The sequence below is a fragment of the Vibrio vulnificus NBRC 15645 = ATCC 27562 genome, assembly GCF_002224265.1.
GTDB lineage: Bacteria > Pseudomonadota > Gammaproteobacteria > Enterobacterales > Vibrionaceae > Vibrio > Vibrio vulnificus.
The window spans coordinates 1,721,662-1,739,864 of the sequence record NZ_CP012881.1 but is presented as its reverse complement, the minus strand read 5'-3'; the positions used below and the strand labels follow the sequence as shown (position 1 = coordinate 1,739,864).

General features: G+C 46.9%; 18 protein-coding genes. 8 read left to right on the top strand and 10 right to left on the bottom strand.

Annotated elements, in window-relative coordinates; all coding sequences use genetic code 11:
- Positions 1-58 precede the first annotated feature (58 nt).
- The 3 genes from AOT11_RS08075 to efp all read right to left on the bottom strand — a co-directional run bounded on the left by AOT11_RS08075 (position 59) and on the right by efp (position 3,085).
- Positions 59-1,462, bottom strand: a complete 1,404-nt coding sequence (locus AOT11_RS08075) for an SPFH domain-containing protein (protein ID WP_026050333.1) — start codon at positions 1,460-1,462, stop codon at positions 59-61.
- A gap of 224 nt (positions 1,463-1,686) precedes the next feature.
- Positions 1,687-2,271: a hypothetical protein gene (locus tag AOT11_RS08070; protein WP_017419746.1), complete on the bottom strand. Its 585-nt coding sequence runs from the start codon at positions 2,269-2,271 to the stop codon at positions 1,687-1,689.
- Between the two features lie 247 nt (positions 2,272-2,518).
- Positions 2,519-3,085: an elongation factor P gene (gene efp, locus AOT11_RS08065; RefSeq protein ID WP_017419747.1), complete on the bottom strand. Its 567-nt coding sequence runs from the start codon at positions 3,083-3,085 to the stop codon at positions 2,519-2,521.
- Positions 3,086-3,117: 32 nt separating this feature from the next.
- On the opposite strand from efp, the gene epmB reads away from it, so the two are divergent.
- Positions 3,118-4,140, top strand: a complete 1,023-nt coding sequence (epmB, locus tag AOT11_RS08060; protein ID WP_017419748.1) for an EF-P beta-lysylation protein EpmB — start codon at positions 3,118-3,120, stop codon at positions 4,138-4,140.
- Positions 4,141-4,188: 48 nt separating this feature from the next.
- Positions 4,189-4,683 (top strand): MgtC/SapB family protein, encoded by a 495-nt coding sequence (locus tag AOT11_RS08055; protein WP_017419749.1) that lies wholly within the window; start codon positions 4,189-4,191, stop codon positions 4,681-4,683.
- Between the two features lie 103 nt (positions 4,684-4,786).
- On the opposite strand, the gene AOT11_RS08050 is transcribed toward AOT11_RS08055, so the two are convergent.
- From AOT11_RS08050 to AOT11_RS08040, 3 genes are all read right to left on the bottom strand, one after another.
- Complete coding sequence (locus AOT11_RS08050; protein WP_013570978.1) at positions 4,787-5,341, bottom strand: VC2662 family protein; 555 nt, start codon at positions 5,339-5,341, stop codon at positions 4,787-4,789.
- Between the two features lie 343 nt (positions 5,342-5,684).
- Positions 5,685-7,325, bottom strand: a complete 1,641-nt coding sequence (gene groL / locus AOT11_RS08045; protein WP_017419750.1) for a chaperonin GroEL — start codon at positions 7,323-7,325, stop codon at positions 5,685-5,687.
- 73 nt (positions 7,326-7,398) lie between these two features.
- A complete protein-coding gene (locus AOT11_RS08040) occupies positions 7,399-7,689 on the bottom strand; it encodes a co-chaperone GroES (protein ID WP_011079244.1) in 291 nt (96 codons plus the stop codon).
- Between the two features lie 238 nt (positions 7,690-7,927).
- Between AOT11_RS08040 and AOT11_RS08035 the strand changes: the two genes are divergently transcribed.
- The gene (locus AOT11_RS08035) at positions 7,928-9,274 is read left to right on the top strand and encodes an MATE family efflux transporter (protein ID WP_017419751.1); all 1,347 of its coding nucleotides are present in this window, start codon (positions 7,928-7,930) and stop codon (positions 9,272-9,274) included.
- An 81-nt stretch (positions 9,275-9,355) separates the two neighbouring features.
- Here AOT11_RS08035 and pfkA read toward each other — a convergent pair whose 3' ends face one another.
- The 3 genes from pfkA to AOT11_RS08020 form a co-directional block, all read right to left on the bottom strand.
- Positions 9,356-10,318 carry a 6-phosphofructokinase gene (gene pfkA, locus AOT11_RS08030; RefSeq protein ID WP_026050334.1) on the bottom strand — a complete coding sequence of 321 codons (963 nt, stop codon included), beginning with the start codon at positions 10,316-10,318 and terminating at the stop codon, positions 9,356-9,358.
- Between the two features lie 285 nt (positions 10,319-10,603).
- A complete protein-coding gene (fieF, locus tag AOT11_RS08025) occupies positions 10,604-11,512 on the bottom strand; it encodes a CDF family cation-efflux transporter FieF (RefSeq protein ID WP_017419753.1) in 909 nt (302 codons plus the stop codon).
- 119 nt (positions 11,513-11,631) lie between these two features.
- On the bottom strand, positions 11,632-12,147 hold the full coding sequence (locus tag AOT11_RS08020; protein ID WP_026050335.1) for a CpxP family protein: 516 nt from the start codon (positions 12,145-12,147) through the stop codon (positions 11,632-11,634).
- Positions 12,148-12,345: 198 nt separating this feature from the next.
- Here AOT11_RS08020 and AOT11_RS08015 point away from each other — a divergent pair, with 198 nt between their 5' ends.
- The 4 genes from AOT11_RS08015 (at position 12,346) to trmL (ending at position 15,687) form a co-directional block, all read left to right on the top strand.
- Entirely contained in the window at positions 12,346-13,029 is a 684-nt protein-coding gene (locus tag AOT11_RS08015; RefSeq protein WP_017419755.1) for a response regulator, read from the top strand.
- 3 nt (positions 13,030-13,032) lie between these two features.
- Positions 13,033-14,421 (top strand): envelope stress sensor histidine kinase CpxA, encoded by a 1,389-nt coding sequence (cpxA, locus tag AOT11_RS08010; RefSeq protein ID WP_017419756.1) that lies wholly within the window; start codon positions 13,033-13,035, stop codon positions 14,419-14,421.
- 76 nt (positions 14,422-14,497) lie between these two features.
- Positions 14,498-15,106 (top strand): superoxide dismutase, encoded by a 609-nt coding sequence (locus AOT11_RS08005; protein WP_017419757.1) that lies wholly within the window; start codon positions 14,498-14,500, stop codon positions 15,104-15,106.
- A gap of 107 nt (positions 15,107-15,213) precedes the next feature.
- Positions 15,214-15,687 (top strand): tRNA (uridine(34)/cytosine(34)/5-carboxymethylaminomethyluridine(34)-2'-O)-methyltransferase TrmL, encoded by a 474-nt coding sequence (trmL, locus tag AOT11_RS08000; protein WP_017419758.1) that lies wholly within the window; start codon positions 15,214-15,216, stop codon positions 15,685-15,687.
- A gap of 81 nt (positions 15,688-15,768) precedes the next feature.
- Here trmL and AOT11_RS07995 read toward each other — a convergent pair whose 3' ends face one another.
- On the bottom strand, positions 15,769-16,299 hold the full coding sequence (locus AOT11_RS07995; protein ID WP_017419759.1) for an FxsA family protein: 531 nt from the start codon (positions 16,297-16,299) through the stop codon (positions 15,769-15,771).
- Between the two features lie 308 nt (positions 16,300-16,607).
- Between AOT11_RS07995 and aspA the strand changes: the two genes are divergently transcribed.
- A complete protein-coding gene (gene aspA, locus AOT11_RS07990; protein WP_017419760.1) occupies positions 16,608-18,059 on the top strand; it encodes an aspartate ammonia-lyase in 1,452 nt (483 codons plus the stop codon).
- The last annotated feature ends 144 nt before the right edge of the window (positions 18,060-18,203 follow it).

The following is an 18,203-nucleotide window of genomic DNA, read 5'->3' as shown; positions in this document are numbered from 1 at the left end:
CTGAAAAAGAAAAAGCTGGCTTGTCGCCAGCTTTTTTATTGCCATTGTTTCAACTGCTTTATTTATTGACCACTTTCTTGGTTTGGTCCATCAAGCCAAGTGCGCCGAACCCCGTAATGACGTCTAAGTTTGTTTTCAACCCCGTTTCATCACTGCCACCAATATAGTTCTGTGGCATCTGCACTTGGAAGTTTTGCAGATTATTGTACAGCGAATTGGCCACATCTCGGTTTAGCTCAGCCAAATACACTTCTCGGTTGGCCCCTAATGCCGCGTATTTCGCTTTAAGCACTTCCGCTTCAGCACGACCTTTTTCTAAAATCGCTTTCGCTTCAAACTCAGCAGAAAGTGAGTTGGCTTTTTGAATCGCAAGGTTGGCTTCCGCTATCGCCAGCTCTTTCTCTTTTTCCACTTCCGCAAGACGCTTGGTTTTCTCCACTTCGACAATTTCGCGTTCAGCGATTTGGCGTGCCACTTCAACATCCTTTTGCTGCGAGATGATCGCCAACTCTTTTTGACGCTGAGCGTCTTGTACTTCACGAGTACGCTGAATTTCTTTACGAAGTTGTTCCGTTTCCGCCTGCGCTTTCGATGTTTCCTGCTCTTGAATCGCTCGAATACGATCAGCCACTAAACGCTTTTTATCCGCCAGTAATTGATCCAACTGCTTTTCAGGCTGAGGATCACCAATGGTGACCTGAGTAACCTGAATACCATATTGCTGCAGTGGATTATCTTGGCGAATCGGCTGACCGGTCCCATCCAACACTGGTACGGTTTTCCATACTAGCTGATTAGTACGCTGTAGCTGATTCGCATTTGATTGATCAACGCCAACCGGAGCCAAATCCAACTCTTCCACTTCCACTTGACGACGCTCGGTCAGATAAATCCCTTCACGTAGTTGATCACCCAGTTTCGATTTAAACTGGTTTAAGCCACCTTGGAAAAACTCTTCACCCGTGTACTGGGTAGCGGTGATCACGGTGACGTTACGCGCGTTTTTCACCAACAGTGCATCAATCAAGTTGCTATTGTTGCGAAACTCACGGTGCATTTTGATTAACGCTTCCGGATCTGTGCTCAACTTAAAGCGGAACGTCACTGGAATTTGCCCTATATACGTATCGGCAAATCGCACTTGCACCGGGTCCAAACGCTGATAGAAATCCTCACCTGCATTGTTACCAAACGACACCGTGATCACCTGATCATACTGGGTGATTTTCGATAAAAACGGCATGCGGAAATGAATACCAGGCTCGGTAAACACATCCAACTCACCAGTAATATTGTTCTGGTGCACGTAGCTATAGCCCGCATCAGTCATTAACACCGAGCTATTGATGGTGAGTCCTAGCGCCAACAACGGCACACCAATAATCGCCGTTTTGATGCCACGGCGAAGCAACTGACGTCTTTCTTCCACTTTCAAACTTTGTCCTAGGTTTGAGTTGTTCATTATTATTCTCCTTTGCATGGTTGTTTATGAGATAAAACTAAATAAACCAAGGTGTTATCTACCTCATTAACAACAGGTACAAATGTAACAATTTAAGACAGAAAGGAATAGTCGAAAGATTCACCAAAATAATTAACTTTTTCCGAATATTGGACAGAGCTATTGTTTTGAACAAAACGCAAAAAAGGCCGCCAAGGCGACCTTCTGGTATATCTGCATCTGATTTATGAATTGGGGCACTCAAATGGACCAACGTACTTCCATTTTTTCCAGCCTGACTTGTACGCTTCTTTCGCTGGATTGGTGTTTTTTGACCAGCTAGAGGATTGGTAAACATGCCCCATGTAAACCACTTGGCTACCTGAATGGTACTGCTCTACCGAACTCCAACGTGAAGGCCCCGTAGGATAGATACCTTCTAATTCCCACTCTTCTGCCTTGCCCGGTTCACCGTTGGTCCAACTTCTTGCTTTGTACAGTTGGCCGTTGTGCACTACTAACGCGCCACTGCGATAGCTGCCTTTTTTCCATGCTTTGTAGTTTGCTAACTCTTCTTCTGTGCGCAAACCATCACACTGCAATGGGCTAACAGATTCAAAATATACCCACCCCATTTCACTACAAGCCCAAAGCTTGCCTGAGCGCACATCGAAAGTGGTTGCTCCAAGATCTTCGCTAAACTGGCACAAACCGCTATCGGGTTGATTGTAACTTACTGAAAATGCATTAGCAGTATTGGATTCAGCTTGTACTGAAAGGCTGAGTGAACTCGCAATAATGGCGAGTAGAGAGAGTGGTTTCATCGTCATAACGTCATCCGTTTTATAAATGTGATATTGATTCCATAAAGTAAGTCGATATTAACAAAACAAATGACTCATTTTTGAGACTTAGAAATGCAATCAATCCCTTATTGTTAGCAAATGTAAATTGGCGATGCATACAATCAATAAACGAGCGCCAAATGACAGATGCCTCACCACACGTCGACAACAAACTCTGTCCGAAATAAAAAAGGCCGCCAAGGCGACCTTTTTAGAAACTATCGGGCTGAAATTACTTCACGCGACCCACGTACTCTGAGCTACGTGTATCAACTTTGATCACTTCACCGATTTGGATGAATAACGGCACACGAACAACAGCACCGGTTGATAGTGTTGCAGGCTTACCACCTGTACCCTGAGTATCACCCTTTAGACCCGGATCGGTTTCAATCACTTCTAACTCAACAAAGTTTGGTGGTGTTACCGCAATCGGGTTACCGTTCCAAAGTGTCAACATACAAGTGTTGTTCTCAACCAACCACTTAACGCTCTCACCAACCGCTTTTGCGTCTGCTGCAATTTGCTCGAACGTTTCGTTGTTCATAAAGTGGTAGAATTCGCCGTCTGAATATAGATAATCTAGGTCGATATCCATTACGTCTGCCACTTCACAAGTGTCACCAGACTTGAATGTTTTCTCTAGCACTTTACCAGAAAGAAGTTTACGAATTTTAACGCGGTTGAACGCTTGGCCTTTACCCGGTTTTACGTACTCATTTTCCAAGATAACGCAAGGCTCGCTATCGATCATGAGTTTTAGGCCGCCTTTAAATTCATTAGTGCTAACTGTAGCCATTTTGTCCTCTTACATTCTTAGAGCTAAATTCAATGCCGCACATAATAACCCGAAAAGTCGAATCTGTTGAGCAAAACTGGCTCAAACAGCTAGCGAATGGGATCTCTGATCCTGCAACCTTGCTCAAAATGTTGGAAATCGATCCAACTCCGTGGCAAGACGGGTTCTCGGCACGCAAATTATTCGCACAGCGCGTCCCGCAGAGTTTTGTTGAAAGAATGGAAAAAGGCAATCCCAATGATCCACTTCTGCGCCAAGTTCTCCCTCTCAATGAAGAACACCAGATCCACCCTGGCTATTCTGTCGATCCACTGGAAGAGCAAGACAATGCGATTCCAGGCTTGCTGCACAAGTACCAAAATCGTGCGCTGATGATCGTTAAAGGAGGGTGCGCGATTAACTGCCGCTATTGTTTCCGCCGTCACTTCCCTTATCAAGACAACAAAGGCAGCAAAACGGTTTGGCAACAAAGCCTCGATTACATTGCACAAAATAGCGCGCTGAATGAAGTGATCTTTTCCGGTGGCGATCCCTTGATGGCCAAAGATGACGAGTTACAGTGGCTAATTGAACGTATTGCTGACATCCCCCACATCAAGCGACTACGAATTCACTCGCGTTTGCCTGTTGTGATACCCGCACGCATCACAACAGAACTGTGCCAGCTGCTAGAACAAACGCGCTTGCAAGTCATTTTGGTCACGCACATCAACCATGCCAATGAGATCAACGCCGAGTTAACCTCGCAACTGCATCGGTTAAAACGCATAGGTGTGACATTATTGAATCAAAGCGTGTTGCTGAAAGGAGTGAATGATAGCGTCGAGGCGCAAGTGCATCTTAGCGAAGCACTGTTTGATGCCGGCATTTTGCCCTATTACTTACATGTGTTGGATAAGGTTCAAGGCGCGGCACATTTTTATGTTTCCGACCAAGAAGCCAAAGCAATTATGCACGGCTTGATCACGCAAGTGTCTGGCTATCTTGTTCCAACCCTGACTCGAGAAATCGGTGGTCGTCCAAGCAAAACCCCACTGGATCTCTATCTTGAATAACTCACGCTTGTTCATCGCATTTTCTTTGTTCTTTTTTAGGAAGCCTTTATGTCATTAACCTTAGATTCCCTGCTCAATATTGAGCCGTTTAGTTGGGTCGCCTTATTATGCTGTGCGGTCAATGGAGTGTTAATCGGTGCCGAGCGGCAAACTCGTGGCAAGCCAGTGGGTATTCGCACTTCTATTTTGATTATTTCTGGTACCTACTTTTTTATGTCTATGGCGGTCTACCTCTCGCCGAATACTCTTGATCAAGCCCGAGTGCTTGGACAAATCATTACCGGTGTGGGCTTTTTAGGTGCAGGTGTGATGATGACTCAAGATGGGAAAATTCACGGGGTGACATCCGCCGCCGTTATCTGGGTACTGGCGTCGATGGGGATGATGATTGGTTTAGGATTGATGCAGCAATCTGTGATTATGACGGTACTTGTCCTGACCGTGTTGCTCGGCGTCGACAAAGCCGAAAACCGCATTCAAGCGCTGCGCCGCGGCGTTCACCAAAAAATTCAGCAGCGCCGCAGTTCACGCCTGATTAAATAAACCAGTATATGGCTATCTTTGCTCACTGCTAAAAATAAAAAACCCCAGACCATTATTGACTGGGGTTTCTTTATGCTATCGAGAACTTCACTCTCGATTGAGCTTACTTCGCAAAGTTAATGATTGGGAAGCAAGGGAAGAAACCGTTGTCCGCACAGTTGATTAGACCAATTTGCACGCCTTCAATTTTTGCGGTTTTGTTGAATACGCCCACCTGAACAGTCGAAGTATCCGAGAAGTTTGCCGCACCCACATCGACCATAGTGTTGCCTTCCGAGTAGTTCACAAAACTAACGTTTGCGCCTTTAACATCATTGGTCAAGTTCACTGCACCAAGGTTAACACCTGTTGTTTGGCCAGTATTCCAGTTGAAGAAACCCAGTGACGCACCGGTCATTTCTTGGTTTACTTTCGATGCACCAAAGATACCTAAGTTAACACCTGTTGTTGTGTCGGTTTCAGAGAGACCAACCACCGCTAGATCAACACCTTTCAAGTTATCTACTTTACCGTAGAGCGCGGCAACACGAACCCCCGCCACGGCGCTGTCATCTGGCGCGTTGAAGTTATTGATTGAAGAAAACATTACAGGCGTTGCTGCCATTGCCGCTGTTGACGTTAACGCGGTTACCACTGCTGCTGTTAAGATTTTTTTCATTGGTTGAGTCTCCACTGACTATGAGTTGTTAAGTACCGGTGGCGCGATGCCGACTCCCGTACCCATCGACTTATTATGTACGCCGTTCAATTTTGCCAAGTCATTGTTTTGTCAAATGTCTGAATGTTTTTTCATCCATTTGACAAAGCCTTCTTAAAACATTCTATTTTTCATGCACTTACCAAGTTGCATTCATATGCATCCCAGTAGCAGTGTAGAATATGAATCTCATTTTATATCGGATATTGTTCATATTCTTGAATAAACGACACATTCTCAGCGATAAAAAAAAAGCTGAGGATCGCTCCTCAGCTTTTTCAAATATTGACAGCGGGTAGGCTGATTACATCATGCCCATGCCACCCATACCGCCCATACCACCCATATCTGGCATACCAGAATCTTTCTGTGGTAGGTCAGTCACCATCGCTTCAGTGGTGATCATTAGGCCTGCAACAGATGCCGCAAACTGCAGCGCAGAGCGCGTTACTTTTGTTGGGTCTAGGATACCCATCTCTAGCATATCGCCGTATACACCCGTTGCTGCGTTGTAGCCGTATGAAGCTTCACCAGCGCGAACATTGTTCGCAACCACGGACTCTTCATCGCCTGCATTCTTGGTAATTTGACGAAGCGGCGCTTCCATAGCACGCAGTGCTACACGGATACCAACGTTTTGTTCTTCGTTGTCACCTTGTAGGTCAACAATCTTAGAAGCCGCACGGATGAGGGCAACACCACCACCAGCAACAATACCTTCTTCAACCGCTGCACGAGTTGCGTGTAGTGCATCTTCTACGCGGTCTTTCTTCTCTTTCATCTCAACTTCAGTCGCAGCGCCAACTTTGATAACGGCAACGCCGCCAGCCAATTTAGCCACACGCTCTTGCAGTTTCTCTTTGTCGTAATCTGACGTTGCATCTTCGATTTGCTGACGAATTTGAGCAACACGGCCTTGAATCATCGCTTCTTCACCCACGCCATCAATGATGGTGGTGTTTTCTTTGGTGATAGAAACACGCTTCGCCTGACCGAGATCTTCTAGAGTCGCTTTTTCAAGCTCAAGACCCACTTCTTCAGAAATCACCGTACCACCCGTTAGGATAGCAATGTCTTGTAGCATCGCTTTACGACGATCACCAAAGCCAGGCGCTTTCACCGCCGCCACTTTCACGATGCCGCGCATGTTGTTCACAACCAGTGTGGCCAGCGCTTCACCTTCCACATCTTCTGCGATGATCAGCAGTGGACGAGAGGCTTTTGCTACCGCTTCAAGTGCTGGTAGAAGTTCGCGAATGTTCGAGATCTTCTTATCAACCAATAGAATGAATGGGCTCTCTAGCTCAACGCTGCCAGACTCTTGATTGTTGATGAAGTATGGTGATAGATAACCACGGTCAAACTGCATACCTTCAACAACGTCTAGCTCATCGTGCAGTGCTTGACCTTCTTCGACCGTGATAACACCGTCACGGCCTACTTTTTCCATTGCTTCCGCAATGATCTTACCCACGCTTGAATCCGAGTTCGCAGAGATGGTGCCTACTTGCTCGATTTCCGTGCTGGTTGAGCAATCTTTTGACATCGCTTTTAGCTCTTCAACCGCCGCCGCTACTGCTTTGTCGATACCACGCTTAAGATCCATTGGGTTCATACCCGCAGCAACCGCTTTAAGACCTTCATTTACGATAGCTTGCGCAAGTACCGTCGCGGTTGTCGTACCGTCACCTGCGACGTCGTTTGCTTGTGAAGCCACTTGCTTCACCATTTGTGCGCCCATGTTTTGGAACTTGTCTTCAAGTTCAATTTCACGCGCGACCGATACACCATCTTTTGTAATCGTTGGTGCACCGAAAGATTTGTCGAGTACCACGTTACGGCCTTTAGGGCCCAGTGTTACTTTTACTGCGTCAGCTAGAATGTTGACACCTTCTAGCATTTTTACGCGAGCGTCATTACCAAATTTAACGTCTTTAGCAGCCATCTTTGATTTCCTTTCTAAATTCTGTTTTGGATTTCGTTTTGAATCAGAGCAAAAAATTACTCAACGATTGCTATTAGTCGACAATAGCCATAATGTCGTTTTCAGACATGATAAGAACTTCTTTACCGTCGATCTTTTCAGTCTTAGTGCCGTAGCTCTCTGCAAAGATAACAGTATCACCAACTTTAACGTCCAGCGGCTGAACAGTGCCGTTTTCTAGAATGCGGCCTTTACCTACAGCTAGAACAACACCGCGAGTTGATTTTTCCGCAGCAGAACCAGTTAAAACGATGCCACCAGCAGATTTAGATTCAACTTCTTGGCGCTCTACGATAACTCGATCATGTAATGGACGAATGTTCATCGGTCGTCTCTCCTGAAAAATTCCATGTTTATTTGATAATTACCCTGAAGCAGGGCTTCTAGGCCTAGTGCTAACTATATAGGGGGTGATCATGACGATCCCAAGGGGGCGTGAGGATTTTTTTGTGACTAAGTTAAAAGTTCCGAGGCTTTGGCAAAGGATTGCCTAAAAACAGCTCACTCGCCCCTCGCACACATTTCTTGTATCCTAGCGCTTTTGCACCTTCTGGTGATGATTGATGCTTGATAAACATGGCTTGCTGAGCGCGCCCATCGCGGAAACGCTACGAAAAATGACCGTCCCCATGATATTTGGCATGGTGGCGATCCTGATGTTTAACTTGGTCGACACCTTTTTCATCTCACTACTTGGCACCGAAGCACTGGCGGCGATCAGTTACACCTTTCCCGTCACCTTCGCCGTTAACTGCATCACGATGGGCATTGGCGTCGGACTGTCGACCAGCATCGGTCGTCTATTAGGCCAAGGAGAAGCACATCAAGCCGCACGTTTTACTACCCATGGCTTGCTATTGGCGATTGTGCTGGTTGCGCTCGCTTCTACGCTTGGCTTCTTTACCGTCACCCCCTTATTTACCTTACTTGGTGCGAAAGAAGCACTGATTCCCCTCATCGGCCAATACATGCATGTCTGGTACCTCACCATTCCATTACTGGTGATTCCAATGGCAGGAAACAGTGCCATTCGTGCCACCGGCGATACGAAGACCCCAGCCAAAATCATGATGCTCGCTGGGCTTATCAACGGCGTGCTCGACCCGCTGCTGATTTTTGGTGTCGGCCCATTTCCTGAGCTCGGTATTCAAGGCGCAGCGATTGCCAGTGCGTTCAGTTGGCTCGGTGCGCTGATAGGATCATTCTACGTTTTGATTAAGCGTGAGCGGCTGCTCGGCTTGCCACAATGGCCGCGCTTAAAAGAGGATTGGCGGCAGATTCTCAAGGTCGGCACGCCGGCTGCGCTTTCCAACGCAATGAACCCTCTCTCTGGCGCCATTTTAATGATGATGCTGTCCAGCCACGGCACGGCGGCTGTTGCCGCTTATGGGGCGGCACAACGCATTGAATCGATTTTGATTTTGGTCCTCATGGCACTCACTTCCGCTCTGACGCCTTTTATGGCGCAAAACTTTGGCGCGAAAAACCCACAACGAGCGTTCCAAGGATTGTTCGTCAGTATGCGCTTTTCGGTGCTGTTTCAAGGTTTGGTTTTTTTGATGATGGTGCCACTCAGTATTCCGCTTGCTGCTCTGTTCTCACAAGAGCAAGCAGTGAGAGATTTGCTTTGGCATTATCTGCTAGTCGTACCAATCAGCTATGGGTTTTTAGGCATTGTCATGATGTTAGTCAGCGGTTTAAATGCTATGCATCAACCACTCAACGCCTTCCGTTGGAGCGTGATTCGACTGTTTGTCTTTACCCTGCCAGCGGCATACCTAGGCAGTTGGCTCTACGATATTGAAGGGCTGTTTATTGGCATTGCCGTGGGCAACATTTTGGTGGGGTTATGCAGCTACCTTTACGCTCTCAAGCAACGCAAACAACAATTGGCCACCTTAGTGCCTTAGGTTTGATATCTGGTAAAAACCACCAATATGAAAAAGGCTGCGATAACGCAGCCTTTTGCTCAGATAGTCAGCTTATTCTGCTTAGAATAGCTCTTCAGCGACTTTGAACAGGTCATTGCGAACTGGGCGCTTCATGTTCTCGATTGCATCGATGATGTCGTGGTGAACAAGTTGCTCTTTCACGATACCAACACAACGACCACCATGGCCTTCCATCAATAAGTGAACGGCGTAGTTACCCATGCGAGACGCAAGAACACGGTCGAACGCGGTTGGACGGCCACCGCGTTGGATGTGACCAAGAACAGTGGCTCGAGTTTCACGACCCGTTCCAGCTTCGATCTCTTTTGCCAGTTCATTGGCATCCATCATCAGTTCTGTCAAAGCGATGATTGCATGCTTCTTACCTTTCGCGATGCCATCTTTGATGTTGTTAATCAGCTTCTCTTTGTCTAGACCGGTTTCCGGAGTGATGATGTATTCACAACCACCGGCAATAGCAGACATCAGAGTGAGGTCACCACAATGACGACCCATGATTTCTACGATAGAAATACGCTGGTGAGAAGATGAAGTATCACGTAGGCGGTCGATCGATTCGATAACCGTGTTCAGCGCGGTTAGGTAGCCAATGGTGTAATCCGTACCTGCGATATCGTTGTCGATGGTGCCAGGTAGACCGATACATGGGTAACCCATTTCAGTCAGTTTCTTCGCACCCATGTACGAACCGTCACCACCAATAACCACAAGCGCATCAATACCGTGTGCTTTTAGGTTTTCAATTGCTTTTTCACGGACTTCGACTTGCTTAAACTCAGGGAAGCGAGCTGAACCCAAGAACGTACCACCACGGTTGATCACATCAGAAACGCTTGAACGATCAAGTGGCTTGATGCGGCCTTCGTATAAACCCAAGTAACCATCATAGATACCATACACTTCAAGACCCGCACCCAATGCAGTACGTACCACACCACGGATTGCCGCGTTCATACCAGGGGCGTCGCCACCACTTGTCAAAACACCGATCTTCTTAATCATGCTCACCCTCGAACTCTAGAAATCAATATTTAATAATCTTTAAAAATAGCTGTTATTCAGCTACCAATATAATCCGAAAAACTGTGCGTAATGTTACATTTCCTCTACAGGAATACCAATGAAAACCCACAATTTTATGTAACTTTTCTACTTATGTAGGAGTATTACAGTTTTGCACTCACTCTTTGTTGATTCACATCAGGATCACGAATCTTAATAGAGGCTGTTGGAAAGATAGTCAACAACCGCTTATTTGTCCTGAAGACAAACGCATTTTTTCGAGCGCTACCACTGTTGTTCTGTATGCTCTTTCTCGCTGATCACAACAACAGAATAGGGATCTTGATGGATCAAAATATCAGCCTCTGGGAAACACGCCAGCAATCTTTCTTCCACTTCGTCAGCGATTTGATGCGCTTTGATCAAAGGCAAATTGTCATCCAATTCAAGATGAAGCTGAATAAAACGCGTCGGCCCCGACATTCTGGTGCGCAGTTGATGCACCCCCAGAACATTTTCCACTGCCAAACATTCGCAGCGAATTTGTTCTAGCTCTTCATCGGGCAATTTGCGATCAAGCAAGGTTTGAATCGCTTCCGTTACCATTTTGAATGCGCTGTATAAAATAAATAGACCGATGCCCACCGCAAATACTGCATCCGCTTGGCCAATCCCATAATAGCTAAGCCCCAACGCCACCATAATGGCCGCGTTCATCAACAAGTCGCTTTGATAATGCAGAGAATCCGCTGCAATGGCTTGGCTACCCGTCTTTCTTACTACGTGCTTTTGGAATGTGACCAAAGCGAATGTCACCACCATGGCAAACAAGCTGACATAAACGCCATATTCGGGCGAATTCAACTCATGAGGACGGAAGAAGCGATCAATACCATTGAGGATCAAAAACACCGCAGAGCCTGAAATAAACATCGCTTGAGCCAATGCGGCTAAAGATTCCGCTTTGCCATGACCAAAGGTGTGTTCCTCATCGGCAGGTTGTAGCGCATAACGCACCACAATTAAGTTGACGACAGACGCCGCAATATCGAGGAATGAATCGATCAGCGAGGCAAGTAAGCTCACGGAGCCAGTCACCCACCAAGCCACTATCTTAACGAGGAGAAGTAAAGTTGCGACTGCGGTTGCCGTCCAAGCAGCCATCGTCACTAAACGTGCATATTGGTGTTTCATAATCATTCAATGAAAAAAGCCATAGCCGCAGTATAACGCGCCAAACCGTGAATGAGTACGATACATTTAAGGCGATCCGAAGATCGCCTTTTTGCTCAAGTCAGTGGATAACGCTCAGATCAGTTTTTCGCGTGCTTTTCCATGCGTTTTTGCATTTTGTCGCCACACTCCTGCATGCGCTCGTTTTGAAGTTCAACAAATTTCGCTTTTTGCTCTGGAGTCAAAATGCTCAACATTTGATGTTGTTTTTCCAGCATTTTCACACGGCGCTCTGCCTGTTTCTCCGCCATCTGTTTTGCCAGTTCATTGGCAGTGGCTTGATCGAAGTTGTCCGCCAATAACAGTGCTTGTACTTTGGCATGCTGTGCTTGGCGCTCTGCTTGATTCGCTGCGAAATTGCCTTGATGCATCTCTTTCATTTGTGCACGGTTGCTGCCACGCATCGCATCCAACTGCTCTTTCTGCGCATCGGTCAGGTCCAGTTGACGCATCATGCCGCGTTCCATCCCCATGCCACATTCGCCATCAGGCCCTTTGTGATGGCCTTTACCGCCGCCAAAAGCAAAGGCGCTGGCAGTACCTAGTGTTAGTGGAAGGACAACAGCAGCGAGTACCATTTTTTTTGCAAGTTTCATAATCAATTCCTTACTCATGTCGGTTCATTTGAGCTGTTCTCACAGCGCTTGAGTGTAGAATACAAACTGCAAGGTAAAGTGACGTATAGAGAGCGTAAAGTATCGTAAAGAGCGACTTTGCTCCTCTTCCCTGCGGTCATTTCACAGTAATATTAAAGAGAACTGTTAAAGAGAACTGATTGAGAGAAAGGCCCTACTATGGCAAACATCCTGCTGATTGACGACGACACCGAACTGACGAGCTTACTGACGGAAGTCTTAAGCTATGAAGGCTTTAATGTCACCGAGGCGAACGACGGTGAGCAGGGTTTGCAAGCCTTATCGGCAGAGATTGATTTGATCTTACTCGATGTCATGATGCCCAAACTCAATGGCATTGATACGTTGAAGAAGTTACGTGAACAGTGGGATACACCAGTATTAATGCTGACAGCCAAAGGGGAAGAGATCGATCGTGTCATCGGCTTGGAGCTGGGTGCGGATGACTATCTGCCCAAACCTTTCAGTGATCGTGAACTGCTGGCGCGTATCAAAGCGATTTTACGCCGCACCAGTGCGACGAAAGCCCCCAAAAGCAGCGATTGCATCGAGTATCAAGACCTGAAAATTTATCCGGGCCGATTGGAAGCGTATTGTGCTGGCACTCAGCTGGACCTCACTGCGACCGAATTCGCCTTGCTGAGCCACTTTATGCAAAACCCAGGCAGCACATTAACCAAAGAGACCCTCAGCTTGGATGTGCTCGGTAAACGTCTAGCGGCTTTTGACCGTGCCATTGATATGCACGTTTCAAACTTACGCAAAAAACTCCCTGAACGCTCGGATGGCAAATCTCGAATTAAAACCCTACGTGGCCGTGGCTACTTAATGATTGTGGAGTAACCGATGCGTTTGCCGAAAATCACCAGTTTGTATGGGCGAATTTTTGCCATCTTCTGGTTTACCATGTTTTTGGTGTTGATGGCCGTCTTGGCTTTGCCTCATCTTGACCCTCGTAAGGCGCGCAATATTCCGGCCGATCAATACGATCGCTTTATTGAAGCCAAGCAGGAGATCGAAAAGCAATATCGTGGCGAAACTGATCTTGGCCGCATTCTCTTTCGCATGGAGCGCCCCAGCGATCGCCATGGGCGAGATGGCCGGCCGCGCTTTTTCATCACCGATTACGATGGCAATATCCTCACCACCTTGAAGCAAGGGGATTTTCAGCTCAAGGCACTGAAAAACTTCGTCACCTCGATTGAACAACCCGATCAGCCCAAGCAAAAGCTGTATGGCCGCTTTATGCTCTCAGGGCCACTGCCAGTGACGCTAGCAAACAAAGAGTACTTACTTTACGTCGGAATGCGTTGGAACCAACCACCGCCATTTTTGCTGCGTATGTTTGATCATCCATTTCAGCTACTACTGGCTGTGATGCTGGTCAGTACCCCCTTACTGCTGTGGCTCGCGTGGGCACTCAGCCAACCCGCACGACGCTTAGAAAAAGCGGCGCAACGGGTCGCCAAAGGGGAATTTGTCACCGATCCCTCTTTAGAAAAAGGCACCTCGGAGTTTCGCCAAGCCGGCGCCAGCTTCAACCGCATGGTCGAAGCGGTCAATCAAATGATTTCAGGTCAGCAACGGTTGCTGTCGGATATTTCCCATGAATTGCGCTCACCACTGACTCGCTTGAGAATGGCCAATGCGCTTGCGACACGCAAACAGGGCGAAAGTAATGAGCTGCAACGGATTGATACTGAAGCGCAACGTTTGGAACAGATGATCAGTGAACTGCTGGAACTCTCTCGCATGCAGATGAACAGCCATTTGGATCGTGAAGAGCAGCCCGTCGCCAGCCTATGGGAAGAGATCATTCAGGATGCGCAATTTGAAGCGGAACAAATGGGCAAAGCCTTGCAATATACCCCATTGCCCGAGCGACATATTTCCGGTAACCCTAAGCTGCTAATGAGCGCGATCGAAAACATCATTCGCAATGCCATCTACTACGGCAAAGACCAAGTGAACATCGCGATTCAAGCCATCGACGACACGCTACATATCGTCGTCGATGATAATGGTGAAGGGGTACCTGAAGAGGAGCTCGAAGCCATTTTCCGTCCGTTTTATCGAGTCTCTACCGCTCGGGATCGTCATTCTGGAGGAACCGGGCTTGGTTTAAGCATTACCGAAAGCGCGATTCGCCAACACAGCGGCACCATAAAAGCCGAGCGTAGCGACCTTGGCGGTTTGCGAGTCACCATCACTCTCCCACTGGTGAAAATGCGCTAATACCCTTACAAAGATCACAGTTGATAATAATTATCATTAAGATTATGGTAAATCCTTCATCACCGGAGGATTTACCATGTCACACACTTTCCCAGAGCTTCCCTATTCCTACGATGCGTTAGAGCCATACATCGATGCGAAAACCATGGAAGTGCACTACAGCAAACACCATAAAGCCTATTACGATAAATTTCTCGCGGCGATTCAAGGCAGTGAGCTTGAGAATCAAACGCTCACTGAGATCTTCGCTGGCATTTCTCAACACAGCCCTGCGGTGCGCAATAATGGCGGTGGCTACTATAACCATATTCTCTACTGGCAGTGCATGTCTCCCAATGGTGGAGGGGAACCTCAAGGCGCTCTTGCCCACGCGATTAAAGAAAAATTTGGCACTTTTGCTGCATTCAAAGAGGCCTTTTCCCAAGCGGCCGTCAACACCTTTGGTTCTGGCTTTGTGTGGTTAGTGGTCAAAGGCGGTGATATCCATATCGCCTCCACCAGCAATCAAGATAACCCGCTGATGGATATTGCCAGCGTACGTGGTGAGCCGATCCTCGCACTCGATGTGTGGGAGCATGCGTACTACATCCGCTATCAAAATCGCCGTCCAGAATACATAGATGCTTGGTGGAATGTGGTCGACTGGCGAGCAGTGGAGCAAAATTATGCTCAAGCGATAGGCTAAACATCATCGCTCATCTGTGCGCTGTCGCTTATCGGGCACTTTTATACCCAAGCCTTCACACTTGGGTATATACTGGCTCCCTCTTTTGACCATATTCGCTCGATACCATGTTTGATATTGCTCTATACGAACCAGAAATTGCGCCAAACACTGGCAACATCATCCGCCTTTGTGCCAACTGTGGCGCAAATTTGCACCTAATTGAACCGCTTGGGTTTGATCTTGAAGAGAAGAAAGTGCGCCGTGCTGGCTTGGATTATCATGATCTTGCTCGTGTCACACGCCATAAGAACTACCAAGCGTTCCTCGACTATCTCGAGCAGCGTGGCGAATATCGTATTTTTGCCTGCACCACCAAAACCACCGGCCATCATGTGGATGCGCAATATCGCCAAGGCGATGTACTGCTGTTTGGTCCAGAAACACGTGGTCTGCCAATGGAGGTGATTGAAAGCCTACCTATGCCACAACGTATTCGTATTCCTATGATGCCTGATGCGCGCAGCTTAAATTTATCGAATGCGGTGGCGATCATTGCTTTTGAGGCATGGCGTCAGTTGGGGTTCCAAGGGGCGAAGTAACATTACCGCCTCAGCCAACAAGATCAAAAAAGCCGGAATGCTCCGGCTTTTCTATTTCATCAAATGAGACATTTTTTCGAGTTAACGCAGGCGATTCTGATCATCGTCTTGTTTGTCTTTGCTTTCATATTCCCCTTCGAACGTCTGGCCTTGTTTACCATCATTAAAAGGCTGACGATAAAACGGATCTTGCTCGAACGGGCTACGATCAAAGCCTTCGCTATGATAGTGAGAATGAAAACCACCGCCTGAACCATTCACCACTACTTTGCTCATCAAGTAGCGGGCAATCGCAGCTCTTGGACCAGGAATCAACACCATCATGCCCATGGCATCGGTCATAAAGCCAGGAGTGAGCAACAATACGCCCGACACCGCTAGCATCACACCTTCGACAATCTGTTGCGCAGGTAACTCACCTTGCTGCAAACGTTGTTGCACCGACATCAGAGTTTGCAACCCTTGGCTACGAACCAAAGACGCCCCAACAAACGCCGTAATCAGTACTAAGCCAATTGTCGGCCATAAACCAATGAAGCCACCAACTTGAATGAAGAGAGCAATCTCAATAATGGGTACACAAATAAACAGTAGTAATAATATTGGAAACACGAGCTCCCCCTTAGTTGATTTCAGTGTAATGGCAAATCGTGCTGTGACTCAAATTTATCCTGTAAAAATGCGTGTTTTTTGACTACCCCTTTAGAGTTATTCATATGCTGTTCATACTTTGCAAAATATTGACGAAATAAAAGCGAAAAAGGTGATCCACTTACTATTTTTATGCGCAAGGTACAGTATCATGTGCCACATAAGTCAGGACGGATTTTACAGCCAAATACTCTGATGAATGGATTCTGATTGCAGAAAATGGCTAACCAATCACTTAAATATCAGAATTATTATCTAAGGATCCTGTTATGGCTACCCTAACTGAAGCTCCAAAAGCATCAACTCCGGCCACTCGTATTGAAGAAGATCTATTAGGCCAACGTCACGTTCCGGCTGACGCTTACTACGGTATTCACACGCTGCGCGCCATCGAAAACTTCAACATCTCAAATGTCACTATTTCTGACGTGCCAGAATTCGTTCGTGGCATGGTTATGACCAAAAAAGCGGCGGCGCTTGCCAACAAAGAGTTGGGTGCAATTCCTAAGAATGTCGCAGATTACATCATTCAAGCGTGTGACCTAATGTTGGAAACTGGCAAATGCATGGATCAGTTCCCATCGGACGTATTCCAAGGCGGTGCGGGCACTTCTGTGAATATGAACACCAACGAAGTACTTGCCAACATTGCTCTAGAATTAATGGGCAAAGAGAAAGGCGATTACGACGTGGTGAACCCAAATGATCACGTGAACAAGAGCCAATCAACCAACTGTGCCTACCCAACGGGCTTCCGTATTGCGGTTTACAACAGCATCCATAAATTGATGGAAGCGATTGAATACCTAAAAGGTGCGTTTGAGCTGAAATCTCAAGAGTTCAACGGCATCCTAAAAATGGGCCGTACTCAGTTGCAAGATGCAGTGCCAATGACTGTCGGTCAAGAGTTCCACGCTTGGGCAGTGACACTAAACGAAGAGATCCGCGCGCTAGACTACACCTCGAAGCTACTTCTTGAAGTGAACCTAGGTGCAACGGCGATCGGTACTGGCTTGAACACACCTCCTGGTTACCAAGCACTTGCCGTGAAACACCTAGCGGCAGTGACTGGCCTAGAAGTGGTTCCAGCAGAAGACCTTATCGAAGCAACTTCAGACTGTGGTGCTTACGTAATGGCACACGGCGCGCTAAAACGCCTAGCGGTGAAACTGTCTAAGATCTGTAACGACTTACGTCTGCTTTCTTCTGGTCCTCGTGCTGGTTTGAACGAACTGAACTTGCCAGAAATGCAAGCCGGCTCTTCAATCATGCCAGCAAAAGTGAACCCAGTTATCCCAGAAGTGGTGAACCAAGTGTGTTTCAAAGTGCTGGGTAACGACAACACGATTTCATTCGCAGCCGAAGGCGGCCAGCTACAACTAAACGTAATGGAGCCTGTGATTGGTCAAGCGATGTTTGAATCGATCTCACTACTACAAAACGCGTGTGTGAACCTACGTGACAAGTGTATTGATGGCATCACAGTGAACAAAGAGATCTGTGAAAACTACGTTTACAACTCTATCGGTATCGTTACTTACCTAAACCCATACATCGGCCACCACGAAGGTGACATCGTTGGTAAGATTTGTGCGGAAACCGGTAAGAGCGTACGTGAAGTAGTGCTTGAGCGTGGCTTGCTGACATCTGAAGAATTGGATGACATCCTGTCTGTGCAAAACTTCATGCACCCAACTTACAAAGCAAAACGTTACGAATAATCGTAAAAATAAAGGGCTCCTTAGTGGGCCCTTTTTGCCGTTTTTATTAATAACCATAATAATAACAAGTATTTATTTTACTTCTGATTATTCAAGCGCTTTAGGCAAAGCGCTTCGCTAATCAGAATCAATAAAATATATGAG